This is a genomic window from Rhizobacter sp. J219 (assembly GCF_024700055.1).
Taxonomy (GTDB): domain Bacteria; phylum Pseudomonadota; class Gammaproteobacteria; order Burkholderiales; family Burkholderiaceae_C; genus Rhizobacter.
Map to the genome: position 1 here is coordinate 3,078,642 of NZ_JAJOND010000001.1, position 25,479 is coordinate 3,104,120.

The 25,479-nt window shown below is 68.7% G+C and carries 21 protein-coding genes, 8 tRNA genes and 1 pseudogene; 22 read left to right on the plus strand and 8 right to left on the minus strand.

Annotation, left to right across the window (positions count from 1 at the left end; translation table 11 throughout):
- The first annotated feature begins 2 nt into the window (after positions 1-2).
- Positions 3-4,898 (plus strand): SAV_2336 N-terminal domain-related protein, encoded by a 4,896-nt coding sequence (locus LRS03_RS14185; protein ID WP_257826180.1) that lies wholly within the window; start codon positions 3-5, stop codon positions 4,896-4,898.
- 26 nt (positions 4,899-4,924) lie between these two features.
- On the opposite strand, the gene egtB is transcribed toward LRS03_RS14185, so the two are convergent.
- The 5 genes from egtB to LRS03_RS14210 all read right to left on the minus strand — a co-directional run bounded on the left by egtB (position 4,925) and on the right by LRS03_RS14210 (position 9,084).
- Positions 4,925-6,106 carry an ergothioneine biosynthesis protein EgtB gene (gene egtB / locus LRS03_RS14190; protein ID WP_257826182.1) on the minus strand — a complete coding sequence of 394 codons (1,182 nt, stop codon included), beginning with the start codon at positions 6,104-6,106 and terminating at the stop codon, positions 4,925-4,927.
- Positions 6,103-7,020: an L-histidine N(alpha)-methyltransferase gene (gene egtD, locus LRS03_RS14195; protein ID WP_257826184.1), complete on the minus strand. Its 918-nt coding sequence runs from the start codon at positions 7,018-7,020 to the stop codon at positions 6,103-6,105. Before egtD ends, egtB begins: the two co-directional genes overlap by 4 nt.
- Positions 7,021-7,238: 218 nt before the next feature.
- Positions 7,239-7,865, minus strand: coding sequence for a TetR/AcrR family transcriptional regulator (locus tag LRS03_RS14200; protein ID WP_257826185.1), 627 nt, complete (start codon positions 7,863-7,865; stop codon positions 7,239-7,241).
- Positions 7,866-7,895: 30 nt separating this feature from the next.
- Positions 7,896-8,672, minus strand: coding sequence for a methyltransferase domain-containing protein (locus LRS03_RS14205; RefSeq protein WP_257826186.1), 777 nt, complete (start codon positions 8,670-8,672; stop codon positions 7,896-7,898).
- A gap of 40 nt (positions 8,673-8,712) precedes the next feature.
- On the minus strand, positions 8,713-9,084 hold the full coding sequence (locus LRS03_RS14210) for a hypothetical protein (RefSeq protein ID WP_257826188.1): 372 nt from the start codon (positions 9,082-9,084) through the stop codon (positions 8,713-8,715).
- 129 nt (positions 9,085-9,213) lie between these two features.
- On the opposite strand from LRS03_RS14210, the gene LRS03_RS14215 reads away from it, so the two are divergent.
- The 16 genes and pseudogenes from LRS03_RS14215 (at position 9,214) to LRS03_RS14285 (ending at position 18,635) form a co-directional block, all read left to right on the plus strand.
- On the plus strand, positions 9,214-9,369 hold the full coding sequence (locus LRS03_RS14215) for a hypothetical protein (protein ID WP_257826189.1): 156 nt from the start codon (positions 9,214-9,216) through the stop codon (positions 9,367-9,369).
- 486 nt (positions 9,370-9,855) lie between these two features.
- Positions 9,856-9,931 (plus strand) — tRNA-Asp (locus LRS03_RS14220).
- A gap of 11 nt (positions 9,932-9,942) precedes the next feature.
- Positions 9,943-10,018 (plus strand) — tRNA-Phe (locus tag LRS03_RS14225).
- A gap of 7 nt (positions 10,019-10,025) precedes the next feature.
- A tRNA-Arg gene (locus LRS03_RS14230) sits at positions 10,026-10,102 on the plus strand.
- 163 nt (positions 10,103-10,265) lie between these two features.
- Positions 10,266-10,341: transfer RNA gene (locus tag LRS03_RS14235), tRNA-Pro, on the plus strand.
- A gap of 22 nt (positions 10,342-10,363) precedes the next feature.
- Positions 10,364-10,434: transfer RNA gene (locus LRS03_RS14240), tRNA-His, on the plus strand.
- 32 nt (positions 10,435-10,466) lie between these two features.
- A tRNA-Leu gene (locus LRS03_RS14245) sits at positions 10,467-10,551 on the plus strand.
- 124 nt (positions 10,552-10,675) lie between these two features.
- Positions 10,676-10,792, plus strand: a complete 117-nt coding sequence (locus LRS03_RS26940) for an SEC-C metal-binding domain-containing protein (RefSeq protein ID WP_374685061.1) — start codon at positions 10,676-10,678, stop codon at positions 10,790-10,792.
- A gap of 32 nt (positions 10,793-10,824) precedes the next feature.
- Positions 10,825-10,914: transfer RNA gene (locus LRS03_RS14250), tRNA-Ser, on the plus strand.
- A gap of 11 nt (positions 10,915-10,925) precedes the next feature.
- Positions 10,926-11,002: transfer RNA gene (locus LRS03_RS14255), tRNA-Gln, on the plus strand.
- A 38-nt stretch (positions 11,003-11,040) separates the two neighbouring features.
- Positions 11,041-11,619, plus strand: a complete 579-nt coding sequence (locus tag LRS03_RS14260; protein ID WP_257826190.1) for an HNH endonuclease — start codon at positions 11,041-11,043, stop codon at positions 11,617-11,619.
- A gap of 47 nt (positions 11,620-11,666) precedes the next feature.
- A complete protein-coding gene (locus LRS03_RS14265; protein ID WP_257826192.1) occupies positions 11,667-12,686 on the plus strand; it encodes a hypothetical protein in 1,020 nt (339 codons plus the stop codon).
- Positions 12,687-13,199: 513 nt separating this feature from the next.
- Positions 13,200-14,348: a slipin family protein gene (locus tag LRS03_RS14270; RefSeq protein ID WP_257826194.1), complete on the plus strand. Its 1,149-nt coding sequence runs from the start codon at positions 13,200-13,202 to the stop codon at positions 14,346-14,348.
- A 57-nt stretch (positions 14,349-14,405) separates the two neighbouring features.
- Positions 14,406-15,143 (plus strand): hypothetical protein, encoded by a 738-nt coding sequence (locus LRS03_RS14275; RefSeq protein WP_257826196.1) that lies wholly within the window; start codon positions 14,406-14,408, stop codon positions 15,141-15,143.
- A gap of 13 nt (positions 15,144-15,156) precedes the next feature.
- Positions 15,157-16,378, plus strand: a pseudogene (locus LRS03_RS14280) (RtcB family protein).
- 55 nt (positions 16,379-16,433) lie between these two features.
- Positions 16,434-18,635: a hybrid sensor histidine kinase/response regulator gene (locus LRS03_RS14285; protein ID WP_257826197.1), complete on the plus strand. Its 2,202-nt coding sequence runs from the start codon at positions 16,434-16,436 to the stop codon at positions 18,633-18,635.
- A gap of 11 nt (positions 18,636-18,646) precedes the next feature.
- Here the strand turns inward: LRS03_RS14285 and LRS03_RS14290 are convergent, their stop codons facing one another.
- A complete protein-coding gene (locus LRS03_RS14290; RefSeq protein WP_257826198.1) occupies positions 18,647-18,913 on the minus strand; it encodes a hypothetical protein in 267 nt (88 codons plus the stop codon).
- Positions 18,914-19,025: 112 nt separating this feature from the next.
- On the opposite strand from LRS03_RS14290, the gene LRS03_RS14295 reads away from it, so the two are divergent.
- Positions 19,026-19,340: an acylphosphatase gene (locus LRS03_RS14295; protein ID WP_257826199.1), complete on the plus strand. Its 315-nt coding sequence runs from the start codon at positions 19,026-19,028 to the stop codon at positions 19,338-19,340.
- Positions 19,341-19,350: 10 nt separating this feature from the next.
- Here the strand turns inward: LRS03_RS14295 and LRS03_RS14300 are convergent, their stop codons facing one another.
- On the minus strand, positions 19,351-20,046 hold the full coding sequence (locus LRS03_RS14300; RefSeq protein WP_257826200.1) for a TOBE domain-containing protein: 696 nt from the start codon (positions 20,044-20,046) through the stop codon (positions 19,351-19,353).
- A 99-nt stretch (positions 20,047-20,145) separates the two neighbouring features.
- On the opposite strand from LRS03_RS14300, the gene LRS03_RS14305 reads away from it, so the two are divergent.
- The 4 genes from LRS03_RS14305 to modC are packed head-to-tail and all read left to right on the plus strand — an operon-like array spanning position 20,146 to position 23,536.
- Entirely contained in the window at positions 20,146-20,970 is an 825-nt protein-coding gene (locus LRS03_RS14305) for a TOBE domain-containing protein (RefSeq protein ID WP_257826201.1), read from the plus strand.
- Between the two features lie 31 nt (positions 20,971-21,001).
- Positions 21,002-21,745, plus strand: coding sequence for a molybdate ABC transporter substrate-binding protein (modA, locus tag LRS03_RS14310; protein ID WP_257826202.1), 744 nt, complete (start codon positions 21,002-21,004; stop codon positions 21,743-21,745).
- Positions 21,746-21,755: 10 nt separating this feature from the next.
- The gene (gene modB / locus LRS03_RS14315) at positions 21,756-22,442 is read left to right on the plus strand and encodes a molybdate ABC transporter permease subunit (RefSeq protein ID WP_257826203.1); all 687 of its coding nucleotides are present in this window, start codon (positions 21,756-21,758) and stop codon (positions 22,440-22,442) included.
- Entirely contained in the window at positions 22,439-23,536 is a 1,098-nt protein-coding gene (gene modC, locus LRS03_RS14320; protein ID WP_257826204.1) for a molybdenum ABC transporter ATP-binding protein, read from the plus strand. Before modB ends, modC begins: the two co-directional genes overlap by 4 nt.
- Here modC and glmS read toward each other — a convergent pair whose 3' ends face one another.
- Positions 23,537-25,426 (minus strand): glutamine--fructose-6-phosphate transaminase (isomerizing), encoded by a 1,890-nt coding sequence (glmS, locus tag LRS03_RS14325; protein WP_257826205.1) that lies wholly within the window; start codon positions 25,424-25,426, stop codon positions 23,537-23,539.
- Between the last annotated feature and the right edge of the window lie 53 nt (positions 25,427-25,479).

Sequence of the window (25,479 nt, forward strand, 5' to 3'; positions counted from 1 at the left end):
GCTTGCGGCCTTCATCGGTGCGCTCGAAGCGGCCGGCGTCGAAGTCCGACGCCGAGACCGTGCTCGACACCCTCTGGCTCGCCTCGCTAGACCGCCGCCTGAGCCTGCACGACGCACCGCCGCCCGTCCCCACGCCGGAGCTTCGCCCCGACACCCTCCCCCACGACCCGGCACCGGTGCCGCCCTCGGGTGCGCGTGCGGGCCACGACACACCGCCCGCCGGCCCCCCGCCCGCACCGCCGCCCGCTCCCAGCCCGCCGCCGGCCCCCGCGAGCGCACCGGGCCAGACCTCGGTCTACCCACGCGGCAGCCCCTCGGCCGGCGACCGCACCATCAAGGCCTCGCCCTTCGCCGTGCCCATCGGCCGCGCGCTGCCGGGCCGGCTGCCGCTGACGCGATCGCTGCGCCCGCTCAACCAGCGCTGGCCCTCGGCGCGTCACCTCGAACTGGACGAAGAGCGCACCGTCGAAGCCACGGCGCAACTGCGCATGGTGCTGCCAGGGGCGATCAGCCCGGTGTTCCGCCCCGGCCGCGAGCGCTGGTTCGACGCCGAGCTGGTGCTCGAAGACGACGCCGCCATCGAGCTCTGGGCCGAAACCTTGCGCGAATTCGCCCAGATGCTGCGCGAGACGGGCGCCTTCCGCCTGGTGCGCTCGTGGCGCCTGCGCATGCCGCCACGCGGCACGCTGCGTGGCCGCGCCTGGCTCGAAAACGCCACCGGCGCCCGCGTGCCCAGCGTACAGCTGGCCGGCAGCGGCGTGCGGCGGCTGGTGCTGTTTGCGACGCACGGCTCGTCGTCGCGCTGGCGCGATGGCAGCTACGCCGGCGTGCTCGCGCCCTGGGCGCGCGACGGCAGCGTGCTGCTGCTGCAACTGATGCCACGCGAACGCTGGGCGCAAACGCGGCTCGGCGAACCGCAGGCGCTGGTGCACACCACGCGTGCGGGCGCGAGCGCGGCCCAGCTCAAGGTCGAGCCGCTGTGGTGGCTGCTCGGCCCCGAGCCGGAAGACGGCGACGAGGCCCTGCTGCCGCTGCCGAGCGTGCCGCTGCAGGCCGCCGCGCTCAACGAGTGGGCGCGCATGCAGATGTCGCGCGGCCGGCACTGCCTCGCCTACCTGCTCGACCCGACGCCGCGCACGGTGGCGGTCGAGCCGGCACCGCCCCTCGCGAGCGAGCAGGACTTCGAGCGCGCCGTGGCCCAGTTGCGGCGGGTGTCACCGCAGGGCTTTCGCCTCGCGGTCGCGCTCTGCACCAGCGTGTTCACCATTCCCGTCGCGCGGCTGGTGCAGGCCGCGCGCCTCGGGCCCGGCGGCGACCTCACGCCGCTGGCCGAGGTGCTGCAAAGCGGGCTGGTCAGCGCACGCCGCGACGACGCACAGGCCGGCGGGCTCTTCACAAGCGCGCAGTACTACGAGTTCAGGCCGGAGGCCAAGCGCATCCTGCTGCGCTCGCTGCGCGACGCCGACGCCCAGCAGCTTGCGAAAGACCTGCGCGAGCAGGTCTCGCACCACATCCGCCAGATCTCGGGCAGCCAGATCAAGTCGACCCAGCTGGTGCCCGATGAACACGGGCGCTACGACCTGCCCGAGTGGGCGCAGCCGTTTGCGCAGGTGGCGTCGTCGCTGGCGGGTGAGGTGCCGCCCTCCAAGGTGGCCGACAGCCCCCTCGCGGACCTGCAGCGCCTGCACCCGCCGAAAGTCGTGGGCACCGTCGCGCGCATGGCGGCCAAAGGCGAGCCGTTCAGCGCCCTGCCGTCCGACACCGCCGTCGCCGAGGCGCTGCGCCCCTTGGTGCACACCGACGAAACGGGCCAATGGCGCTTCAACCCCGAGGTCGGCGCCCGCCTGGCCGAACTCGACCAACGGCAGCCACTGCTCGGCGCCAGCGCCTTGTGGGTCGACGACGTGCCGCAAGGCAACGCAGACGCACAGGCCCAGCTGGCGGCCTGGGGCCTCACGGTTCAGCTCGCAACCAGCACCGAAGAAGCCCTCGCGCGTGTCGAACGCGAAGGCTTCGACCTCGTCATCTCCGACATGGTGCGTGGACATGACGAGGAGGCCGGGCTCAAGCTGCTCACCGAGCTGCGCTGGCGCGACAACAGCCTCCCCTTCATCGTCTACGCCGGCCGCAGCCTGGTCAGGCGCTACCAGACGGTGATGGCGGCTGGTGCGCTGGGCTGCACCAGCAAACTCGACCGGCTCTACGAACTCGTGCGCCAGGCGGTACGCGGCGAGCCGGCCAGCCCCGCGCACGAGGCCGAAGACCACGCGCTGGAGCGGGCGCGCATCGTGATCCGAACACAGCACGGGCGCCGGGCCGCCATGCTCATGGCCAGGCTCGACGGGCGGCCCGAGCTGCTGGCCGAGCACCTTGTGGAGGAGGAAGACGGTCTCGCGATCGGCCTGCAGCTGATGCATGCCTACGCCGACGCCGGCGACAGCCAGATCGCCGTGGTGCGCGGCCAACGGCTCGAAGTCGTGGCCGACACCGCGAATCCGGCGCCGCGCACGCAGATCATTCCCGGCACCGGGCTTGTCGGCGAATGCGTCCGCCACGGCCGCCTCATCTGGGCTCCCAATGTCGCGCAGGCCCCGGGCTACCTGGCCGCAAACCCACACACGCAGTCCGAGCTGGTGATGCCGGTGTTCGACCAGCATGAGAGCGACCGCGTGACCGCCGTCGTCAACCTCGAGCTGAGGGAGCGCGACGCGCTCAGCCAGGCGCAGATCGAGTGGCTGGCGGCGTTTGCAGGCGGCCTGAAGCGACTGCTGCCGGTGCGTGAGCCCAAGGTGTTCTTGCGTTTCGCGGCGGACGGCATCGACAACGCCGCCTGGCTGGTGCGGCAGCTGCGCACACAAGTCGGCATCAGCGTCGAGGCCATCGAGCCGAACAGGGGAGAACTTCCCGCGCTGAATGCCAACGACCGGCTGCTCATCGCCATCTCGGACGCGGTCTTCGAGTTCGCGGAGTGGCGCAACCAGCATTGGCCTGGCGTGCTGCCGGCGCAGCTCGACCCGATCGCGCTGATGTTCGCGAAGTCGAGCCGGTTCACCGCCTCGCAGGAGCGCGCGAACATCCGCACCGTGTCGTTCGCCCAGGACCGCGAGCGTGCCTTGCACGAATTGGCGGGCCTGCTGGGCGTGACGCCGGCCGTGCCTGTGCAGGAGACGGCATCGCCGCCGACCGAACGCACGGTGAGCGTGCTCTACGTCACCGACCGCGCGCCCCTGCCCGAGCGCACCCGCCGCGGGCCACGCTATGGCGCCGAGGCCCAGAACGACCTGGAGGTTGGCCGCTGCACGGTCAGCGTGCCGCCCTCGCACGCCGTCGGCGAGTTGGAGACACCGTCGCTGCTGCGCCTGCAGCTGACGGCCCGGCCCGACAAGCACTTCATCGTCCAGCAGACCGAGCCGCTGGCCCAGCGACTGCTCGGGCGACGCGGGCAGCTGCGGGTCCTGCTGCCCCAGTCCAGCCCGGTGCTGGTGTACGTGCACGGCTTCAATGTCGACTTCGAGCATGCGGTGATGCGCGCGGCCCAGATCTCGTTCGACCTCGGCATGCCGGTGCTCGCGTACTGCTGGCCGAGCCAGGGCACGGTCAGCGGCTACCTGGCCGACCGCGACGCCGCCACCCGTTCGGCGCAACACCTGGCCGCGCTGCTCCACGAGCTGCCGCCGCACACCGGCCCCGCATACCTGTGGGCCGACGGCCTGGGCGCGCAACTGGTCGTCGACACGGCGCTCCACAAGTCCCCCCCGCCTACCTTGCTGCAGCTTGTCTTCACGCGGGCCGATGTGGCGGCACAGACCTTCGCTGCCGTGGCGATGCGCCTGTCGTCGATGTCAGTCTCGGTGACCCACTACGTGTCCACACGCGACCTCGCGACCTCGCTCGCCGGCCAGGTGCACGGCGCAGAGCGTGCCGGCAATGCGGTGCGGCCCATCCCCGATGTGCACGTCATCGACCTCTCGGAGGCCGAAGAACGACTGCCGCGCGCCGAGATGAACGCCCGCCTGTTTGCCGACCTGCACATGGTCTTCAGCCGCGGCCTGCGCCCCGAGCAACGCCTTGGCCTCATCGCGCAGCGCATCGGCGACGGCGTCGTCTGGCGGATGGCCGCCACGGCACAGCCGCAGTCGAGTGCCGAGCCCGACACGCCCCCGGCAAAACGCTCGATCTTCATCTCCTACGTCCACGCCTACGCCGAGCATGCCCACGCGCTCACCGAGCGCCTGGAAGAAGACCTCGACCTGCGCTGGGACCGCATCCTCGATCCCGGCGACGACTGGAGCACCCTGCTCCCGCTGATGCTCGAACGCGCCGACGCCGTGCTCGCGATCGCCGGCCCGCTCACGCGCGAAAGCCAATTCGCGCCGCAAGAGGTGGCGCACAGCCTCGAACTGGGCAAGCGGCTGATCCCAGTCGCCGTGGCGCCCTTCAAGGAGCCGGAAGCCTTGCTGCGCCTGATGTTCGCCAACGTGGACGAAAAAGGCCAAGTGCGCTTCCTCGAATCCCTGCCCGAGCGGGAGCGGGATGACGTTCTCGACCTCACCGCGCTCAACATCCTGCGCGCCCTGAAGGTCGACACGCAGGGGCTCGCGCTGGAGCTGCGCCACACCCACCGCGACGACCCTCAGCTGCTCGCCGACGCCGCCGACCTGGCGCAGCACGGCCGGCGCCTCGAAGGCGATGACTTCCGCTCGCTGGTCGCTCAGCTCCACGGCGACGAGCGCCTGGTCGGCGTGCACCGGCTGCCGATGCAGCCCGAGATGGCCTACCAGATCCCTTCGCGACGGGCCTTCGCCGAATCGCAGCGCGAGCGCGGCCTGCAGGCCTGCTATGCCCTCGACCGCAAGCGGCTGCTCGAATGGGCCAAGCCACGCGCCTCGCCGCGCTGAGAAGCGCAGCGTTCAAGACGCGGCGTTCAGCGCGCCAGGCGCATGCCGCTGAACTGCCAGCAGGCGTGGGCCGGGAAGAAGTTGCGGTAGCTGTTGCGCAGGTGGGTCGGCGGCGTGGCCAGCGAGCCGCCGCGCAGCACCATCTGGTTGACCATGAACTTGCCGTTGTACTCGCCGACCGCGCCCGCGCTGGCGCTAAAGCCGGGGTACGGCAGGTAGGCGCTCGAGGTCCACTGCCAGGCGTGGCTGGTGAGCTGGCGCAGCTCGGAGCAGGTGGCGGCGGCGTGCTCCCATTCGCCTTCCGTCGGCAGGCGGGCGCCGGCCCAGCGGGCATAGGCATCGGCTTCGTAATAGCTCAGGTGCAGCACCGGCTCGTGCGCCTGCAAGTCCTGCAGGCCGGCCAAGCCAAACGCCTGCCACCCGTCGTTCGAGACGCGTTGCCAATACAGAGGATGCTCGCGCGACTGCGCCCTCACCCAGTCCCACCCGTCCGACAGCCAGAGTGCCGGCTCGCGGTAGCCGCCCGCTTCAATGAAGCCGGCGTACTCGGCGTTGGTCACCAGGCGCGATGCGATCTCGTAGCGTTGCAGGAAGACCGCGTGGCGCGGCGTCTCGTTGTCGAACGCGAAGCCCGGGCCGCCGTGGCCGATCTGCACCACCGCCTCGTCGACCGGCACCCACTGCAGGGGCGAGGCCGGTGCACTCAAGCGCCTGTCAGCCGCACGGTAGGCCGGCTTCAAGGGGTTGCACGAGAAGAGGTGCAGCACGTCGGTGAGCAGCAACTCCTGGTGCTGCTGCTCGTGGTGCAGGCCCAGTTCGACCAGCTGCAGGGCGTCGTGCGGCAGGCGTGGCATGAGCGCGGCCATCCGCCCGTCCACGGCGGCGCGGTACGCGCGCACCTCGTCGAGCGAGGGCCGCGTGAGCAAGCCGCGCTGCGGCCTCGGGTGCTTGTCGCCGACGGCGTTGTAGTACGAGTTGAAGAGCACGCGGAACGCCGGCGCATGCGGTGCGAAGCCGGGCTCGAAACGCTCGAGCACGAAGGTCTCGAAGAACCAGGTCGTGTGCGCGAGGTGCCATTTGGCCGGGCTGGCGTCGGGCATCGATTGCGCGCCGGCATCTTCCGCCGACAAAGGCGCGGCCAGCGCCTCGGTGTGGGCGCGCACGGCGCGGTAGGCGGCGATCAGGGCTTCGGGTTGCAGATCGTTCATGGCGTGGCCAGCACCACCGCAAACCAGCGCCGCTCGTCCGTCCACGCCACGCTGTGGTGGAAGCCGGCCGCGTGCAGCAGGTGGGCAAAACCTTCGATGTCGTACTTGTAGCTGCTTTCGGTGTGGATGCGTTCGCCCGGTGCGAAATGCCGTCCGCCGCCGGGCCAGTGCACGTCGAGGTCGGTCTTCGCCTCCAGGTGCATCTCGATGCGCGAGGCCTCGGGGTTGAAGAAGGCGCGGTGGCGCCACTGGTTCAGGTGGAAGTCGCTGCCCACCAACCGGTTCACGTGGTCGAGCGCATTGAGGTTGAAGGCCGCGGTGACACCGGCCGCATCGTCGTAGGCCGGCTCCAGCACCGCCACGTCCTTGCGCAGGTCGACGCCGACCAGCAGGGCGCCGTCGCGCTCGACCAGCCCGCGCATGCGCGCCAGCACGTCGAGCGCCTGCGGACGGTCGAAATTACCGATCGACGAGCCCGGGTAGTAGACGAGGCGGTGGCCGCGTGGCAAGTCGTGCGGCAACACGATCTCCTGGGTGAGATCGCCCCCCACCGCGTGCACCTGCAGCTGCGGCATCTCGTCGCGCAGGCGCTGGGCCGCCTGGGTGAGGAAGTCGGCCGAGATGTCGACCGCCACGTAGCGCGAGGCCTCGATCGCGCGGCAGAGCACCCGCGCCTTTTCGCAATTGCCGGCGCCCGGCTCGATGACGATGCGGCCCTTGCCCACGCGCCGGGCGATCTCGGCCGCATGGCGCGCCAGGATGGCCTGCTCGGTGCGGGTGGGGTAGTACTCGGGCAGCCGCGTGATCTGCTCGAAGAGGCGCGAGCCCTTCGCGTCGTAGAAGTACTTGGGCGAGATACTGGCCTGCGGCCGGCTCAGGCCTTCGATGATCTCGTGCGCGGGTTGGACGGGCATGCTGTCTCCTCGTGAGCGGCCGGGGGCGGGCCGGCGAACCATGTTCGTCGGAGGCGTGTCACCGGCACAAGCTCCCTGCCAGACGCTGACACCGCGGCACACCACCGACACGGCACCCTGCGACTTGACACCCACCGCGGCCGCAGCGGTGTCATGTCGTGTCGAGATCAGGGTTTCTTACGCCGCGTTCGGCAAGTGGCATGCCACGACGCGCAGTCTCACGACCAGTTGGGCTTGCGGGGCTCCGTGCCGCGTGGCGCATACGGCCAGTAGAGCGACTGCACCTGTTCGTAGCCGAGTTCGAGGTGCTTCTTGGTGATGCGGGTCACGCCCTTGGCGACCTGCAGGTATTCGATCCAGAAGGTGCAGATGATCCAGGCGTTGACGACGAGCCGCTCCACCGCGGCGTCGGGCACCTTGAGGCGGCCGTGTTGGATGGCATGCCGCAGCAGTCGGCGGGCGGCCTCGTGTGAGGCCTCCGACAGCACCTTGTTGCGCTCGCGCAGCTCGGGCGCCAGCGCGTAGAGCGACTGGGCATCGCGGTAGAAGAAGCGCCACTCCCAGGCCAGCTTGAAGAAGTCCATGATGCTGTCTTCGTCGGCCTTGTCCTGCTCGATGTGGTCCATCTGCCGGCGCGCCATCTCGCCCAGCGCCAGCTCGAACTGGTCGAACAGCGCCAGCACGATCTGGTCCTTCTTCTTGAAGTAGTAGTAGAGGTTGCCTTCGTTGATGCCCACCGTGGCCGCGATCTCGGCGGTGGTCACGGCGACCGGCCCCTTCTCGTTGAAGAGGCGGCGGCAGGTCTCCAGCACCCGCTCGCGGGTCGTGCTCGGGCTTTTGCTCATGGCGCGATTGTCGCCAAGTCTCAAGTGCCTCTAAGCCGCGCGCCGCACCACCATGAAGAGACGGCGGAACGGAAACACCGTCGTGCCGTCGGCGCGCATCGGGTAGGCGATGCGCACACGCGCGGCGTAGTCGCGCTCGAAGGCGTCTCGCTCGGCCGGGTCGTCGAGCGCCTGGAGGAAGGTCGAGAGCCAGGTGCCCTTGGTCCATTCCTTCACCGGGTCAACGCCTGTCAGCACCTGGTGGTATTCGGTTTCCCAGAGGTCGATGTCCTGCGCCAGCGGCGAGAGCAGGTCGAAGTACCACGACGGGTCTTCGACCGGCGTCTTCTCGCGCAGCAAAGGCTCGAGCCGCGCACGCCACGGGCCCGCGCGCACCGCGTCGGCAATCGAGGTGTGGGAAGGCGCCGCGAAGTTGCGCGGCATCTGCACCGCCAGCACACCGCCGGGCGCGAGCTGCCGCATCAGGTGCGTGAAGAGCGTGCTGTGGTCAGGCAGCCAGTGCAGAGCGGCGTTGGAGTAGATCAGGTCGGCCGGCGTGCCGGCTTTCCAGCCCGCCACGTCCTGCTGCTGCCAGCGAAGGTTGGGCAGCGTGTCACCGGCTTGCTTGAGCATCGCCGCCGACGAGTCGACGCCGACCACCTGCGCCTTCGGCCAGCGCTCGGCCATCAGCCGGCTCAACTGGCCGGCACCGCAGCCGGTCTCGTACACGGTGCGCGGCGCGTCAAGCGAGACACGGGCGAGCAGCTCCAGCGCGGGGCGCAGGCGAGGTTGCTCGAACTTCAGGTATTGGGATGGATTCCAGCTCATGGCCGCGAATGATGCGCGCACCGTGCCGGCACGGCAAACCTCAAGCCCCGCGTTCGACGATCGCCTTCATCTGCGCCGTGAGCGCCTTGCGGCCAGCCACGTTGGTGCTGCGCCAGGCACTGAGCGCAAGTTCGAGGAAGGCATGCTCGGCCGGCGTCGGCGCGCTGCTCTTGCGCGGCTCGTCCAACCAGTTCACCGGCTTGGCGCACAGCACCTCGATCTGGCGCGCGAGCTTGTCGCCGATGGGGCGAGACGACTTGATCTGGCTCCACATGCTGGGCGAGATCTGCAGCGTGGCCGCAAAGGCCTGCTCCAGACCTTTCGGCGGCGCGCCAGCCGCGACCGCCTGTTCCACATGGTCTTGAAAGAGCGCGAGCACGTTCTGCCGGCGTGTGAGGGTGATGTTCGCCACGAGGTGTTGTGTGTGCGGATGCAACGATGTCGAACAACATTGTCGCAGGGGGTTGACGAGTTGGGTAAAGAGTCTTTACAGTCCGCTTCCTCGCTCGCAAGAGCATCCGTTTTCAATCAAGGCTGCATCGTGACAACCCGCAAGCACATCGACCGCAACACGCAAGGACGCGCCCAGCGCGGCCTGCATGCGTTCGCCTGTGCCTTCGGCGGCATTGCGATGAGTGGCTATTCGCGGCTTGACCGCAGCGAGCCCATGCCGACACCGGGAAAGGGAAGCGCCTAGGCGCACGCCCTTCACGCTCTGTACCCCAGAGGCCCGGTGTCCGACAGGAACCGGGCCTTTTGCTTTGCTGGACCCACCTTGGCGCATCGGCGCCAAGGTCGCGGCTCTCCGGAGTCGCAGCTCTTTAACAACTTGCCGCAGGACACGCACCGGTACTGGCCGGAGAGCGTCCTGCACGAAGCGCGGAAGGCGCGCCCTCGTTCACGAGGGCCGCCGACCGCCTCACTTCGGCTGTGCCCATGCACTCCGCAGTCCGCAACCCTGGTGTGGGCGGCTCGGGATGTGCATGGCGGGCCTCGACCCCTGGACCCAGGTCGATGCTCAGCCCCTGTGCAGCGAGACACCGACGCCTGACGAGGCGCTCGCGTGTGGACACAGCCGAAGTGGGATTCGTTTTGAACAGAAGCCTTCGTGGGCTCACGCTTCGAAGGCGGAAATCGGCCGCAACGATTGGGCGGCGCCGGAACCCGTGACCGGATGGCATGTGCTTCGTTAACTCAGCGGTCAGAGTGCCGGCCTGTCTAGCCGGAAGCCGCGGGTTCGAATCCCGCACGAGGCGCCAGTTCTTTTTTTGCCGAGATAGCTCAGTCGGTAGAGCGGCGCGTTGAAGGCGCGTGCGTCGGGGGATCGAAGCCCTCTCTCGGCACCAGTTGCATACCTCGTTAGCTCAGTGGATGAGAGCGCCTGCCTACGAAGCAGGAGGTCGCACGTTCGAGTCGTGCACGAGGTGCCAGTTCATCTCGATGTAGCCAAGTGGTCGAGGCATCTGCCTGCAAAGCAGACGGCGACAGCCCGCGCCCGTTCGCTCTGGGCGGCGCGAGCCGACCAGGACGTCGCTTGCGACGGGCCGAAGGCCGAGGGCAAAGCCCGAGCAATCGGGTCGTCGAGTCCATTTTCTCGGTGTAGCGCAGTTGGCAGCGCGCGTGCTTTGGGAGCATGAGGCCGTCCGTTCGATCCGGACCACCGAGACCAGTGCTTGCGCGTGCGCTGAGGCGTGGCCGTAGCTCAAGGGTAGAGCCGCGGTTTGTGGTGCCGTTGGTGTCGGTTCGAGTCCGACCGGTCACCCCTCAGCGCATGTGATTCTTTTCTTCAACCCTCCCCTCGTGGCGAAACAGGCAGACGCACCGGTCTCAGAAGCCGGGGCCGCAAGGCGTGTCCGTTCGACTCGGACCGAGGGGACCACAACCACCAAAGGAGAACAACATGAAACCGTTCGACGAGGACAACACGCACTGCTTTCGAGATCACTCGCAAGCGCCGCAAGGGCTTCCCGTCTGAAACCGGCGTCAAGCGAGGCGATCGGATCGTGGGCGGCCAGAAGGAGCTGATCGAAAAGCTCGGCCGCAACGACCCCTGCCCCTGCCAGTCCGGGAGGTTGTTTCAAGCACTGCTGCCTGCGCAGCGGCTGCTTTCGACGGCGTGAATCGTCACCACTACCAACGGTGACACCCATCAGGAGAGCTGCCCGAGTGGCAAGGGACCGGCTTGCTAAGCCGAGGTCGGTGACATGTCGCCGCGGGCGTTCGATCCGCCCGCTCTCCGCCAAACACATCAACCGGGGCGTAGTCGAGAGGCCTCAGACAGCCGGCTTTGAACCGGTGCCACGCAGGTTCGAATCCTGCCGCCCCTGCCATCCAACCACAACCATCGGTCACAGAAAGGAGGCCACCCATGCACCAAGAAGCTCACAGCCACGTGCTGCAACTCGACCTCCAGGGCACGCCCCAGGCGTGGATCTCGCTCGAACAGGCCGCCTTGCACATGGCCACGGGCTCGGTGGCCTGGGTGGATGGCGATGGACCACTCGCCACCCTGCGCGGCGGCTTCAACGTCGCCCGCAGCCGCCAGTCGCTGATCGAGATCCACCCGATCGTCGCCCTGCGTGGCGCTTCGCGCATCAACCTGCACGACATCGTGCCGGCGATCACGAAGCTGAAGCTCTTCCGCCGCGACCGCCACACCTGCGCCTACTGCGGTGACGTGTTCGGCGACCGCGACCTGCAGTGCGAACACATCCAGCCCGAGTCGCGTGGCGGCGCCTGGAGCTGGATGAACCTCGTCACCGCCTGCGCCCATTGCAACGGCCGCAAGGCCGACCGCACGCCGGAGGAAGCCGGCATGCCCTTGCTGTACCTGCCCTACGTGCCCAGCCGCTTCGAGAACTTCCTGCTGGAAGGCCGCCGCATCCGTGCCGACGTGCACGAGTGGCTGGCCGCACGCCTGCCCAAGGGATCGCGTCTGCACGCTTGAGTGTGCGGGGGCGCTCTCGCCCTATCACAACAACCGAAAGACGCATCATGAAGAACGAACAACTCCCAGCGCTCGACCTCAAGGTCAAGCAGCCGCCCGTGCTCTTCGGCAAGACGCAGGCCTTGATCGCGAAGCTGGCCGATCGCCTGGGTGGCCCGCTGGTCACCTACTGGAACGGTCCCCGCGGCTCGGTGTGCAGCAACGACGTGATCGCGCTGCACCACGTGCTCGCGAAGCTCGGCCGCCACCCCGTGCTGTACCTGTTCCTGAAGTCGGACGGCGGCAGCGGCCAGACCTCGCTGCGCATCGTGAACCTGCTGCGCCAGCACTGCGATCGCCTGGTGGCGCTCGTGCCGCTGGAGTGCGCGTCCGCCGCGACGATGGTGGCGCTCGGCGCCGACGGCATCCAGATGGGCCCGACCGCCTATCTCACCGCCGTCGACACCTCGCTCAACCACCCGCTCTCGCCGGTCGACCGTGACAACGACCGTGTGAGCGTGAGTCTGAACGAGCTGCAGCGCGTGATCCGCCTGTGGCGCGAGCAGCAAGGCGACACGAGCGAGAACGCGTACAAGTCGCTGTTCCAGTACGTGCATCCGTTGGTGATCGGCGCGGTGGACCGTGCGGAGTCGCTGTCGATCATGCTGTGCCGCGAGCTACTGGCCTACCACGTCACCGACGCGGACAAGGCGGAAGCCATCGCCACCGCATTGAACGGCAAGTACCCATCGCACAGCTACCCGATCCTGCTGGACGAAGCGGTGAAGATCGGCCTCAAGGCCGAGCGCATGCCGCTGGAAGTGAACGCGATGCTGTTGCAGCTCAACAGCTTCTACAGCGAGATGGGCCAGAAGGCGACGACCGACTTCGACGAGACGCACGCCCACAGCAACGAGATCTTGAACATCTGCGAGTCGACCGGTGCACAGGTCTACTACCAGCAGGACAAGGACTGGTTCTACCGCGCCGAGGAGCGCCGCTGGATCACGCTGAACGACAACAGCGGCTGGCGTCGCATCGAGCGCGTGGGCAAGCGCATCGTGCGCAGCGAACTGCACGTCGCGTAACTCAACCCGCCCCGGGTCACCGAGCCCGGGGCGTTCACGAATCTTCTGCGAGCGGCGAAACGCTCACAGGTGGAGGTTCGGGCACAGCCCTGCCTCGCCGGTGTGTCGCTGCCGGAGAGATCTGTCGTGGCGGCACATGCCGCACGCCGATCGCAGTGGATGTTTGGCCACCGGATGGCGCTCTGCCGGGTTCGACTCCCGGGTGGCCACCAACTGGATAGCTCAGCTTGGTAGAGCAGCACATTTCCAATGTGTAGGTCGCGGGTTCGACTCCCGCTCCAAAACTCCAGAAACCGGTCGCAAGACCACCGCCGGACGTGAGGCCGCAAGGCTTCATCAGCGGCGGCAGCCCGCACGTGGGGCACGCGGGGTTCGCGTGCACGGCAAGCCGAGGTGCTCGACTGGGAGGCGCGCACCGACGCGCACCGTGTCACCCGATCCCAGGCACCCGACGTCCGCTGCCGTCCCTGTAACGGCACCCTATTCAACACACGCAAGAAAAAGGAGAACACCATGGAATTCAAGCGTGTCACTGTCAAGAAGAACGAACGCGGCCTTTTGCTGCGCAATGGCGATTTCGAGCGCGTGCTGCAACCGGGCACGCACTGGCTCGCATCGGGCCTCGACCGTCTGCGCGTCGAGACCTTCTCGATCGAACAGCCGGCCTTCACCCACCCGCTGTCCGACTACCTGCTGGCCATGGAGCCGGCGGTGGTCGAGGCAGAGTTCGTGCGCGTCGAACTCACTGAAACGCAGGTCGGCCTGCGCACCGAAAACGGCGTGCTGGTCGAGCTGCTGGCTCCGGCCACCCGGCGCCTGTACTGGAAGGGCCTCACCGACGTGCGCGTGGAGGTGATCGACATCACCGACAGCGCCGAGCTGCCGGCCGCGCTGGTGCAACGCCTCACGCAAACGCAGCTGCGCTCGCGTGCGGTGGCCGGTCTCACCGGCGTGCTCACCGTGCAGGTGCCCGAACACGCCGTGGGCGTGCTGACCGTCGACGGCAAGGTCGAACGCCTGCTGCCGCCCGGCCCGCACGGCTTCTGGAAGTTCAACCGCACGATCTCGGTGGAGCTCGTCGACCTGCGCCTGCAGGCCCTCGACGTCACCGGCCAGGAGATCCTGACCCGCGACAAGGTGGGCCTGCGCCTGAACCTGTCGGCGACCTGGCGCTACGCCAACGCCGACGCGGTGCTGACGGCCTACACCCAGCTCGCCAAGCCTGCGGAGCACCTGTACCGCGAGCTGCAGTTCGGCCTGCGCGCCGCCGTCGGCACGCGCACGCTCGATGAGCTGCTGGAGAACAAGTCGGTGATCGACGAGGTCGTGTCGGCCCACGTGCGCGCCAAGCTCTCGGGCTTCGGCCTTTCGATCGACGGCGTGGGCGTGAAGGACATCGTGCTGCCGGGCGAGATGAAGACCATCCTCGCCCAGGTGGTCGAGGCCGGCAAGGCGGCTGAAGCCAACGTGATCCGTCGTCGCGAGGAAACCGCGGCCACGCGTTCCCTGCTCAACACGGCCAAGGTGATGGAGGACAACCCCACCGCCCTGCGCCTGAAGGAGCTGGAGACGCTGGAACGTGTGGCCGAGCGCATCGACAAGATCTCGGTGTTCGGAGGCCTGGACCAGGTGCTGAACGGCCTGGTGAAGCTTCGGCCTTGACCCTCCCGGGGGAGCAGCGTTGCTCTCCCGGGACAATTCAATCGGAAGAACGAAACCATGAACGCCAAACGCACCCGCCAGGCCCAGCGCAAGCTGGCGCGGGAACAGGACTGGTCGCCGCAAGGCCTCGGCCTGGACCCGGCGCTGCACGCGTCGGCCCTGCGCTACCTCTTCGACCGTCCTGTGCCGCAAGGGCAGGAGCAGGAATGGTTCTGGTCGCTCGACGAGCCGGAGTTCGAGGCTTCGTCGCTCGAATGGACCCGCATCCAGGCCTGCCTCTTCGCCAACGCCGGCACGGATCTCGCGGCCTACAGCGATGAACAAGTCGGCATGGGGCTCAACTACGTGATGAGCAACAGCATCAGCAACGTCTCGTTCGCAGCGATCGACCCCAGCGTGCCGGAAGAAGACGCCATGCGCATGATGGCCGCCTTGCCGAAGGTGTGGGAAGACTGCCTCGGCCCTCGCCTGGGCGACATCCGCTCGCCCATCGGCGCGCGCTCCGACCGGCTCTATTTCGTCTGCTACATGTGGTTCGACGTCTGGCCCACGTTCTGGAACGTGCGCCACTCGCCGCGCTGGCAGCAGGCGCTGTGGAACGTCTTCGCGCAGATGCTGTCGATGCCGTGGCGTGACGTGCAGGTCTCGGCGCTGCATGGCATCGGGCACCACATCCACCACCTGGACAAATCCGTTGTCGACCGTCGCCTCGCCGAGTTCGTGCGCCAGCTCGGCCCAGGCGACGAAGAACTCAAGAACTACGCACTCGCCGCCCAGAGCGGCTGCGTGCAATGAAGGAATCAACATCATGGAAGAACCCCAACACATCCACGAAGACGTGCCGGGTGGCGTGCCACTGAAGATGTGGACGCAAGGCGTGCCCGTCGAAGACGAAGCCAAGCGCCAGCTCTCGAATGCGGCCCGCCTGCCGATCGTCTTCAAGCACATCGCGGCGATGCCAGACGTGCACCTGGGCATCGGCGCGACCGTCGGCTCGGTCATCCCCACCCTCAAGGCCATCATCCCGGCGGCGGTCGGTGTCGACATCGGCTGCGGGATGATCGCGTGCAAGACCACGCTCACCGCGGAAGACCTGCCCGACAACCTGGGCCCGCTGCGCTCGGCCATCGAGCGTGCCGTGCCGCATGGCCGCTCGCCCGGCGCGCGTGACCCCGGTGCCTGGCAGAAGCCGCCGGGTTCGGTGAACACCGCCTGGGCGCAGCTCGAGCCCGAGTTCACCGAGTCTCTGCCGCGACTACCCGAAGATCGCCAAGACCAACCACATCCAGCACCTGGGCACGCTGGGCTCGGGCAACCACTTCATCGAGGTCTGCCTCGACGAGCAGAAGTTCGTCTGGTTCATGCTGCACTCGGGCTCGCGAGGCGTGGGCAACTTCATCGGCACGATGTTCATCGAGCTGGCCAAGCAAGACGCGATGCGCCACCAGGCCAACCTGCCCGACCGCGACCTCGCCTACTTCGAGGAAGGCGGCCGCTACTTCGGCGACTACGTGCGCGCGGTGGGCTGGGCGCAGAAGTTTGCCGCCATCAACCGCGAGGTGATGATGAAGCGCGTGATCGAAGCCGCGAAGACGGTGATCCGCAAGAGCTTCCAGTCGCACATCGAGGCGGTGAACTGCCACCACAACTACGTGCAGAAGGAACACCACTTCGGTGAAGACGTGTACGTCACGCGCAAGGGCGCGGTGAGCGCGAAGGCCGGGCAGCTGGGCATCATCCCCGGCAGCATGGGCGCGCGCAGCTACATCGTGCGCGGCAAGGGCAACGCCGACAGCTTCGAGAGCTGCTCGCACGGCGCCGGCCGTGTGATGAGCCGCGGCGAGGCCAAGCGCCGCTTCACGCTGGCCGACCACCGCACGGCGACCGAAGGTGTCGAGTGCCGCAAGGACAAGGACGTCATCGACGAGACGCCCGCGGCCTACAAGGACATCGATGCCGTGATGCACGCGCAACGCGAGCTGGTCGACGTGGTGCACACGTTGAAGCAGGTGGTGTGCGTCAAGGGATGACGGCAGCAGGGGTGTGTGCCGTTGGGTAAGCTCGCCCGCGGATTCCCCCCTGCCAATGCACCCCACCCGCCCCGCCCGGCCGTTGCGCCACAAGCTCATCCTGCTCGCCGCAGTGGGCTTGTTGCCAGTCTCGCTGCTCGGTGCCTGGGGCATCTGGAACGCCATCCAGACGCAGCGGCAGAACCTCGAGCGCTCGACGCTGGAGCTGTCGCGTGCGCTGGCGAGCGCGGTGGAGTCGGAGATCGACGCCACGCTGCGCTCGCTCGCCGCGATGGCGCGCGCCAAGCCGCTGGCCGAGGGCAACATCGCGGCCTTTTACGAAGTGGCGCAGAACGAAGCGGCGGCGCGGCCCGCCTGGATCGCGGTCGTGCTCACGAATGGACAGGGCGAGCCGCTCTTCAACACCGTCGAGCCCTATGGCAGCCGCGAGCCACGGGTGGTCGACCCGAGCAGCCTTGCAAAGGTCATCCAGACCGGCCAGCCGGTGGTGGGCGCCCTCACCTTCGGGCGCCGCCAGTCGGGCGCCTTTGCGGTGCGGTGGCCGGTCGTCATCGACGGCAAGCTCGCCTATGTGGTGACGGCGGCGGTGAAGCCCGAGCCCATCCTCGATGTGCTGCAGAAACAGAGCGTGCCGCCGGGCTGGGTGATCGCAGTCTTCGACAGTGCGCAGAACCGCGTCGCGCGCACACGCCAGCACCAGAGCCAGGGCCCTTCGCCCACGCTCAAGGCGCTGCTCTCTCGCCCGGCCGACAGCGGCAGCGGCCTCACCCGCTCGCTCGAAGGCGACGACGTCTACACCGGCTTCACCCGGCTGCGCGACGCGGGCTGGACGGTCGCCGTCGGCGCTCCCACCGCCGGCCCCGACCACGCGCTCGCCACCGGCCTCGCCTGGTACGTGGCGGGCACGCTGACGACCGTTCTGCTGTGCATGGCGCTCGCGCGGCGCATCGCCGACCGCATCACCGAGGACATCCACGCCGTGCGCGACAGCGCGGTACAACTGGGCGAGGGCCATCCCGTCGCCGAGGTGCACAGCGAGATCGACGAGATCGACCAGATGGCGCGTGCGCTGCGCCAGGCCTCGCAGCGCCTGAGCGAGACCACCGAGTCGATGCGCCAGGCCTTGAGCCAGGCCACCGCCGCCGCGCAGGCGAAGGACCAGTTCCTCGCGGTGCTCGGCCACGAGCTGCGCAACCCGCTCGCGCCCATGCTGACCACGCTGCACCTGCTCAACCGCAAGAGCGACGAGAGCACCGCGCGCGAGCGCGAGATCATGGGCCGGCAGGTGGCCCACATGCGCCGGCTGGTCGACGACCTGCTCGACGTCTCGCGCATCACCCGCGGCAAGCTCGAGATCCGCCGCGAGCCGGTCAACCTCTTCGCCGTGGTCGAGCGGGCCGTCGAAGCGGTGCAGCCGGCGCTTGCGGCCAAGCGCAGCAAGGGGCTTTTCGTCGAGCTGCCGTCGGCGCCGCTGTGGGTACAGGGCGACGAGACGCGTCTCGTGCAGGCGGTGACCAACCTGCTCACGAATGCGCTGCGCTTCGGCGGCGAGGGCACCATCTCCCTCGCCGTGAACGTGGACGAGCTGCACAAGCGCGCCAGCCTGTGCGTGGAAGACGAAGGCGAAGGCATGGAGGCCGAGACGCTCGAACGTGTGTTCGAGCCCTTCTACCAGGCACCGCAGACCTCAGAGCGCGCCAACGGCGGCCTGGGGCTGGGCCTCGCGATCGTACGCAACATCGTGCAACTGCACGGGGGCGAGGTGCAGGCGCACAGCGACGGTCTCCAGCGCGGCAGCCGCTTCACCATCGAGCTGCCCACGATCGCGCCACCGCTGCCGGCCGACATCGCCCCGCTGCGCCACGCCGCCACCGGCACCGGGCGGGTGCTGGTGGTCGATGACAACACCGACGCGCTCGACACTGCCGCCGAAGTGCTGCGCCACGCCGGCCACCAGGTGCAGACCGCGGGCCACCCACGCGATGCGCTGGCCGCGTTCGCGAGCCTGCAGCCCGAGGTGGTGGTGCTCGACATCGGCCTGCCCGAGATGGACGGCTACCAGCTCGCCCAGGCGTTGCGCAACGCGAGCCCCGACTGGCGCGGCCGCTTCATCGCGTTGACGGGCTACGGCCAGGAGGCCGACAAGGCACGCGCGGCGGCGGCCGGTTTTTCAGTGCACCTCACCAAGCCGGCCGATCCCTCGGCCCTCTTGCACTCGGTCGACATGCTGCTGCCCAGACCAACGCGCAGCGCGTGATCGAAGAGTGCTCAGCCCCCGCGCAGGTAGTGAACCAGCGTGTACAGCGCCGAGACGCTCAAGCCCAGCACCACGCAGGTAACGGCCATCAGCTTGACCAGGCCCGTGCCTTGCACCTGGTGACGTCGATGCGCCGACCCCGACACCTGCTGCAGGCTGCCGAAGCCGGAGAGCGTGGAATACCCAGTCGAGCGACCAAAGTCGGTCGGCCGCTCGTCGGCGGGCTCATGGGCCCAGTCGAAGACTTGGGTGGGCTTGAAATCAGGGGGGCGGCGCATGGTGAAATTCTGTAACCGCAGGACTGCGCGCTCAACACCTCGCCTGCGGGGCATCGACCCGCCAGACCGAGGGGGCTGGGGGCACTGCGCCTGAGTGCGAGGAGGCTTGCCGATGGGGGTTGCTTCAGGAAAACCCGAAGCCGTGGTCGAGTGCTGGTCGGTCCGGGTGCGGGGACGCGTGCAAGGCGTGGGCTACCGCGACAGTTGTGCGCGCCAGGCCGAAAGGCTCCACGTGAACGGCTGGGTGCGCAACCGGCTCGACGGCTCGGTCGAAGCGCTGCTGCAAGGGCCGCCCGAGCGGCTGGCGCAGCTGGTGGAGTGGCTGCACCGCGGCCCGCCGGCGGCGCGGGTCGACGAGGTCAGCGTGACGCCGCTTGCACCGCCCTTCCCTGCCGTCGTGGGCTTCGAGCGCAGGCCTACGGCCTGAGCCGCTGCGTTCAGGCGGCGCCCGCGGTCGGGTCGCCGATCGACTGGTTGGTCTCACTCGCCTCCTGCGCGAGTTCGACCACGGTGGCCTGGGCCAGCGGCGTGGTCGGCAGCAGCTCGAGCGTGGCCATCTCGTACTTGCCACCCGGCTTCAGGCGCGGCTCGATGTGCCGCAGGCGCTGGCCGCGCCAGAAGCCGAACAGCACCCGGCTCGGCTCCGCCCGGATCAGCAGCACCGGCCCGTTGGAGAAGTACACGAGGTGGCCCCACTTCAGGCGCTCTTCGAGCGCCGGCGCGGCGGCCGTCACCGTGGCGCGCAAGGCCTCCACGTAGCGGCGCTGCCAGCCGTCGAGGCACTCGACGTACTCGCTCGGGGTGGTGGCGGAGTTGAGGATCATCTTCAACGCTGACTCCCTGGGTGGCCGCAACAAGACCGCATTTTCGTCGGGCGCATCGGGCGCGGAGCCGCGCCGGCGCGATGGGCCGGCCTCGGCAGCGGGCGCGACTGCCACAAGCACCTGGCTGGCCTTGATCACCGCACACGCCGTCACACCCAAGGCCAGGCCCAACTCGGCCACGGCATCGCGCGTGACCACCGCGTGCACGACGGCGCCCCCGGGCAGCGTGATGCTGACTTCGGTGTTGATGGGCCCGGGCTTCAAGGCCGAGATGCGACCCTCGAACACGTTGCGTGCACTGATCTTCATGCGCGGAGTTTCGCTCCCGGCAGGTCCGCAAGTGCGCCGATGGCGTTATATCCTTGAGGATATGACGCTTGCTCCGACCGGGTTCAAGACACCCTCACGATGAAACCCCGCCGCACCGCCCAGCACCTCACTGGCCACCTGGAGGTCAGCACCGACCTCGGCGCCTTCCTCGGCGACACCCGCGTGCGCCTGCTCGAAGCGATCGACGCGCATGGCTCGATCTCGCAGGCGGCCAAGCACGTGCCCATGTCGTACAAGGCCGCCTGGGACGCGGTCGACGCGATGAACAACCTCGCCGACCGGCCGCTGGTCGAGCGCAGCACCGGCGGGCGTTCGGGCGGCGGCACCGTGCTCACCGAACACGGCCGCCGCGTGGTCGCGCTCTATCGCGCGGTCGAGGCGGAATACCAGACCGCGCTCGACCGCCTGTCCACCCGCTTTGCCGATGCGCCGGTCGGCGACGTGCACGCCTTCCAGCGCCTGCTGCGGCGCATGGCGGTGCGCACCAGTGCCCGCAACCAGTTCGCCTGCACGGTGATCGGCCTGCGCGAGAGCGCGGTCGACTTCGAAGTGCTGCTGCGCCTGGACGAACGCACCGAGCTCGCCGCGGTGGTCACCCGCGAATCGGCCGAGCAGCTGGGCCTGGCCATCGGCAGCGGGGTGATCGCGCTGGTCAAGGCCTCGTCGCTGCTGCTGCTCGTCGACGGCTCGCTGCGCCTGAGTGCGCGCAACAAGCTGTGGGGCACGGTGCAACGCATCGTCGAAGGGCCGGTGAACGCCGAAGTCACGCTCGACCTCGGCGAGGGGCGCACTGCCACCGCGGTGCTCACGCGCGAGTCGGTCGCCTCGCTCGGCCTGGCCCTGGGCACGAAGGCCTGCGCGGCTTTCAAGGCGTCGAGCGTGATCCTCGCCGTGATCGATTGAAAACCTGGTGCAGGAGAAACACGTGAGTTGGATGAAACGCGCTCTGATCGCCGTGGCGCTCGGCACCACCGGCCTCGTGGCACAAGCCGGCGAGGTGAGGGTGGCCGTGGCCGCCAATTTCGCCGGCCCCATGGCCAGGATCGGCGAGGCCTTCACGGCCGCCACCGGGCACACGCTCAAGGTGTCGGTCGGTGCCACCGGCAAGTTCTACAGCCAGATCGTGGCCGGCGCGCCCTTCGAGGTGCTGGTCGCCGCCGATGATGAAACGCCGAAGCGACTCATCGCCGAAGGCCACGCGGTGAACGGCAGCCGCTTCACTTACGCCGTCGGCCGGCTGGTGCTGTGGAGCGCCCGCCCCGGCTTCGTCGACGACCAAGGGGCGGTGCTTGCAAGCGCGAAGTTCGCGCACCTGGCCATCGCCAACCCCAAGGTCGCGCCCTATGGCCGGGCGGCACTGGAGGTGATGGCGGCGCGAGGTCTGCGCGAGGCCCTTCAAGCGAGGCTCGTGACCGGCGAGAGCATCGCCCAGGCCCATCAGTTCGCGCTGACCGGCAATGCCGAGCTGGGGTTCGTTGCGCTGTCGCAGGTCGCCATTCCGGACCGGCCGGTGACGGGCTCGTACTGGCTGGTGCCGCCATCGCTCTATGGCGAGATCCGGCAAGACGCCGTGCTGCTGAAGGCCGGTGAGAAGAACGACGCGGCGAAGGCCTTGCTCGACCATCTGAAGAGTGCCTCGGCCAAGTCGGTGATCCAGGCCTACGGCTACGGTTCTTGAAGGAAGCTGCATGACCGACGCCGACTGGACCGCCGTGCGGCTCACCGCCGAGCTGGCGGGGGTGACGACCCTGCTGCTGCTGGCCGTGGGCACGCCGCTCGCGTGGTGGCTTGCACGCACCCGCTCGCCGCTGAAGCCGCTGTGGGCGGCCGTGGTAGCCATGCCCATCGTCTTGCCACCCACCGTGCTGGGCTTTTACCTGCTGCTGCTGATGGGCCCGCAGGGGCCGGTGGGCCAGCTGACGCAGGCGCTCGGACTGGGTCGCCTGCCGTTCAGCTTCGGGGGCCTGGTGGTGGCCTCGGTGCTGTACTCGATGCCCTTTGTCGTGCAGCCCTTGCAGCAGGCTTTCGAGGCGGTGCCCGAGCGTGCGCTCGAAGCCGCTGCCACCCTGCGCGCCGGGCCGTGGGATCGCTTCTTCACCGTCGCCCTGCCGCTGGCGCGCCCCGGCTTCGTGACGGCCAGCGTGCTCGGGTTTGCGCACACGGTGGGCGAGTTCGGCGTGGTGCTGATGATCGGCGGCAACATCCCGGGCGAGACGCGCGTGATGTCGGTCGCCCTCTACGACCACGTCGAGGCGGCCGAGTTCGCCGACGCGCACCGGCTCGCCGCTGGCATGGTGGCGTTTGCGCTGGTGGTGCTGGTGACGCTCTACTGGGTCAACCGCCCGGTGCGCCACGACGACGAGGCGGCCCGATGATCGAGGCCACGCTCAAGCTCGCGCGCGGCGACTTCGCGCTCGACCTCGCGCTCACCTTGCCGGCCCGTGGCATCACCGCCCTCTTCGGCCCGTCGGGCTGCGGCAAGACCACCGTGCTGCGCGCGCTGGCCGGCCTGGACCGTGCGCAGGGCCGTGTGGCGCTCGACGGCGAGGTCTGGCAAGACGACACACAAGGCCGCTTCACGCCCACCCACCGGCGACCGATCGGCTACGTGATCCAGGAGGCGGCGCTGTTCCCGCACCTAAGCGTGCAAGGCAACCTCGCCTATGGCCTGCGCCGCAGCGGCACCGGCCGGCATGCCGACCGGAGTGCGTTCGATGCGGTGGTCGAGCTGCTGGGCATCGGCCCGCTGATGTCGCGCCGGCCGAACACGCTCTCGGGCGGCGAGCGCCAACGGGTGGCCATCGCCCGCGCTCTGGCCACGCAGCCGCGTCTGCTGCTGATGGATGAGCCGCTGGCCGCACTCGATGCGCAACGCAAGGCCGAGATCCTGCCCTACCTGGAGCGGCTGCACCGCACGCTGGCCCTGCCCATCGTCTATGTCACCCACGCGATGGAAGAAGTGACCCGCCTCGCCGACCACCTGGTGCTGATGCATGGCGGCCGCGTGCTGGCCTCCGGCCCGATCGCCGAGCTGCTGGCGCGCGCCGACATCCCGCTCGCGCGGCGCGACGACGCCGGCGTGATGATCGAAGCCGAGGTGGCCGAGCACGACGCGCACTACGGGCTGATGCGCATCGCAAGCGCCGGGCTGCAGCTGTGGGTCGGCAATGCGTCGGCGGCAATCGGCGAGCGGGTGCGCGCCTCGGTGCTGGCGCGCGACGTGAGCGTCACACGCGAGCCTCCGCAGCAGACCAGCATCCTCAATGTGCTGCCGGTCACGCTGGAGTCGATCCACCCCGACCACGGCACCGTGCTATTGCGCCTGCGGGTGACACCGCCGGCCTCGGCCGACGCTCAACCCGCGCCGATGCACCTGCTCGCGCGCATCACCCGCAAGAGCTGCGACACCCTGGCGCTGCGCACGGGCGATGCCTTGCATGCGCAGGTCAAGGGTGTGGCGCTGATGTAGTTACTCGACCGTCACCGACTTGGCGAGGTTGCGCGGCTTGTCGACGTCGGTGCCCCGCGCGCAGGCCGTGTGGTACGCCAGCAGCTGCAGCGGGATCACGTGCAGGATGGGCGACAGCGCGCCGTAGTGCTCGGGCATGCGGATCACATGCAGGCCTTCGCCGCTCTCGATGTGCGAGTCGGCATCGGCGAACACGAAGAGTTCGCCGCCGCGGGCACGCACTTCCTGAAGGTTGCTCTTGAGCTTTTCCAGCAGCGCGTCGTTGGGCGCCACGGTGACGACCGGCATCTCGGCCGTCACCAGTGCGAGCGGGCCATGCTTCAGCTCACCGGCGGGGTACGCCTCAGCGTGGATGTAGCTGATCTCCTTGAGCTTCAACGCACCTTCGCAGGCAATCGGGTAGTGCAGGCCGCGGCCGAGGAAGAGCGCGTTTTCCTTGCGGGCGAAGATCTCCGACCAGGCGATGACCTGCGGCTCCAGCGCCAGCACCGCCTGCACGGCGACCGGCAGGTGGCGCAGCGCCTTCAGGTGCGCGAGTTCCTGCTGCTCGCTCAGGTGACCACGCACCTGCGCGAGCGCGAGAGTGAGCAGGAAGAGGCCGACGAGCTGCGTGCTGAAGGCCTTGGTCGACGCGACACCGATCTCGGCGCCGGCACGGGTGATGTAGGCCAGCTCGCACTCGCGCACCATCGCGCTCGTGGCGACGTTGCAGATGGTGAGCGTGTTCTTCATCCCCAGGTTGCGAGCGTGCTTGAGGGCCGCCAGCGTGTCGGCGGTCTCGCCGCTTTGCGTGATCGTCACGACGAGCGTGCGCGGGTTGGGCACGCTGTCGCGGTAGCGGTATTCGCTCGCGATCTCCACACTCGTCGGGATCTTCGCGATGCTCTCCAGCCAGTACTTGGCGACCGAGCCGCTGTAGTAGCTGGTGCCGCAGGCGAGGATGAGCACGCTGTCCACATCCTTCAACACGCGGTAGGCCCCGTCGCCGAAGAGTTCGGGCGTGATGGCTTCCACCGCGTCGAGCGTGTCGGCAATGGCGCGCGGCTGCTCGAAGATTTCTTTCTGCATGTAGTGGCGATACGGCCCGAGTTCGGCCGCGCCGGTGTGCACGTGCACCGTGCGCACTTCGCGCTCGACCGTTTTGAACATCACGCCGCCATGCGAGCGCGCGGTGATCCACACCTTGCCGAGTTGCAGATCGACCACGTCGCCCTCTTCCAGATAGGCAATCTGGTCGGTGACGCCGGCGAGCGCCATCGCGTCGGACGCAAGGAAGAAGTCGCCCTTGCGTTCACCGGCCCCCACGCCAAGCACCAGCGGCGAACCTTCGCGTGCGCCGATCACCCGGTGCGGCTCGTCGCGGCAGAACACCGCGATCGCATACGCACCGCGCAGGCGCAGCGTGGCCTGCTGCACGGCGGCGAGCAGGTCGCCTTCGTAGAGGTGGTCGACGAGGTGGGCGATGACCTCGGTGTCGGTCTGGCTGTCGAAAACGTAGCCGCGCGTCTTCAGTTCGTTGCGCAGCTCGTCGTGGTTTTCGATGATGCCGTTGTGGACGAGGGCGATGCGGCCGACGGCGGTCACACCGCTCTGGTCGGTGCCTTGTTGGGTCGGCCCGGGCGAGAAATGCGGGTGCGCGTTGTGCTCGGCCGGCGCGCCGTGCGTGGCCCAGCGGGTGTGGGCGATGCCGGTGCCGCTGTCGATCTTGTCTTCGGCGACGCGCGCATCGAGTTCGGCCACGCGCGCCGTACTGCGCGCCCGGCGCAGCTCGCCGCCCTGGTGCACGGCCACGCCGCAGGAGTCATAGCCCCGGTACTCCAGCCGCTTCAGGCCTTCGATGAGGATCGGAACGATGTTCTTGGTGCTGACGGCGCCGACGATGCCACACATGTTGTGCTTCCAAAAAAGGTGGGAACGGGGGGCATGGTAGGAAGTGCGCACTG

Excerpts from the sequence above, each read along its gene's own strand:
- LRS03_RS14265 (WP_257826192.1), top strand. The coding sequence starts at position 11,667 with ATGAAGAACGAACAACTCCCAGCGCTCGACCTCAAGGTCAAGCAGCCG.
- LRS03_RS14205 (WP_257826186.1), bottom strand. The coding sequence starts at position 8,672 with ATGAGCTGGAATCCATCCCAATACCTGAAGTTCGAGCAACCTCGCCTG.
- egtD (WP_257826184.1), bottom strand. The coding sequence starts at position 7,020 with ATGCCCGTCCAACCCGCGCACGAGATCATCGAAGGCCTGAGCCGGCCG.
- LRS03_RS14300 (WP_257826200.1), bottom strand. The coding sequence starts at position 20,046 with ATGAAGATCAGTGCACGCAACGTGTTCGAGGGTCGCATCTCGGCCTTG.
- modA (WP_257826202.1), top strand. The coding sequence starts at position 21,002 with ATGAAACGCGCTCTGATCGCCGTGGCGCTCGGCACCACCGGCCTCGTG.
- LRS03_RS14290 (WP_257826198.1), bottom strand. The coding sequence starts at position 18,913 with ATGCGCCGCCCCCCTGATTTCAAGCCCACCCAAGTCTTCGACTGGGCC.
- LRS03_RS14200 (WP_257826185.1), bottom strand. The coding sequence starts at position 7,865 with ATGAGCAAAAGCCCGAGCACGACCCGCGAGCGGGTGCTGGAGACCTGC.
- LRS03_RS14285 (WP_257826197.1), top strand. The coding sequence starts at position 16,434 with ATGCACCCCACCCGCCCCGCCCGGCCGTTGCGCCACAAGCTCATCCTG.
- LRS03_RS14305 (WP_257826201.1), top strand. The coding sequence starts at position 20,146 with ATGAAACCCCGCCGCACCGCCCAGCACCTCACTGGCCACCTGGAGGTC.
- modB (WP_257826203.1), top strand. The coding sequence starts at position 21,756 with ATGACCGACGCCGACTGGACCGCCGTGCGGCTCACCGCCGAGCTGGCG.
- LRS03_RS14275 (WP_257826196.1), top strand. The coding sequence starts at position 14,406 with ATGAACGCCAAACGCACCCGCCAGGCCCAGCGCAAGCTGGCGCGGGAA.
- LRS03_RS14260 (WP_257826190.1), top strand. The coding sequence starts at position 11,041 with ATGCACCAAGAAGCTCACAGCCACGTGCTGCAACTCGACCTCCAGGGC.
- modC (WP_257826204.1), top strand. The coding sequence starts at position 22,439 with ATGATCGAGGCCACGCTCAAGCTCGCGCGCGGCGACTTCGCGCTCGAC.
- egtB (WP_257826182.1), bottom strand. The coding sequence starts at position 6,106 with ATGAACGATCTGCAACCCGAAGCCCTGATCGCCGCCTACCGCGCCGTG.
- LRS03_RS14295 (WP_257826199.1), top strand. The coding sequence starts at position 19,026 with ATGGGGGTTGCTTCAGGAAAACCCGAAGCCGTGGTCGAGTGCTGGTCG.
- LRS03_RS14270 (WP_257826194.1), top strand. The coding sequence starts at position 13,200 with ATGGAATTCAAGCGTGTCACTGTCAAGAAGAACGAACGCGGCCTTTTG.
- glmS (WP_257826205.1), bottom strand. The coding sequence starts at position 25,426 with ATGTGTGGCATCGTCGGCGCCGTCAGCACCAAGAACATCGTTCCGATC.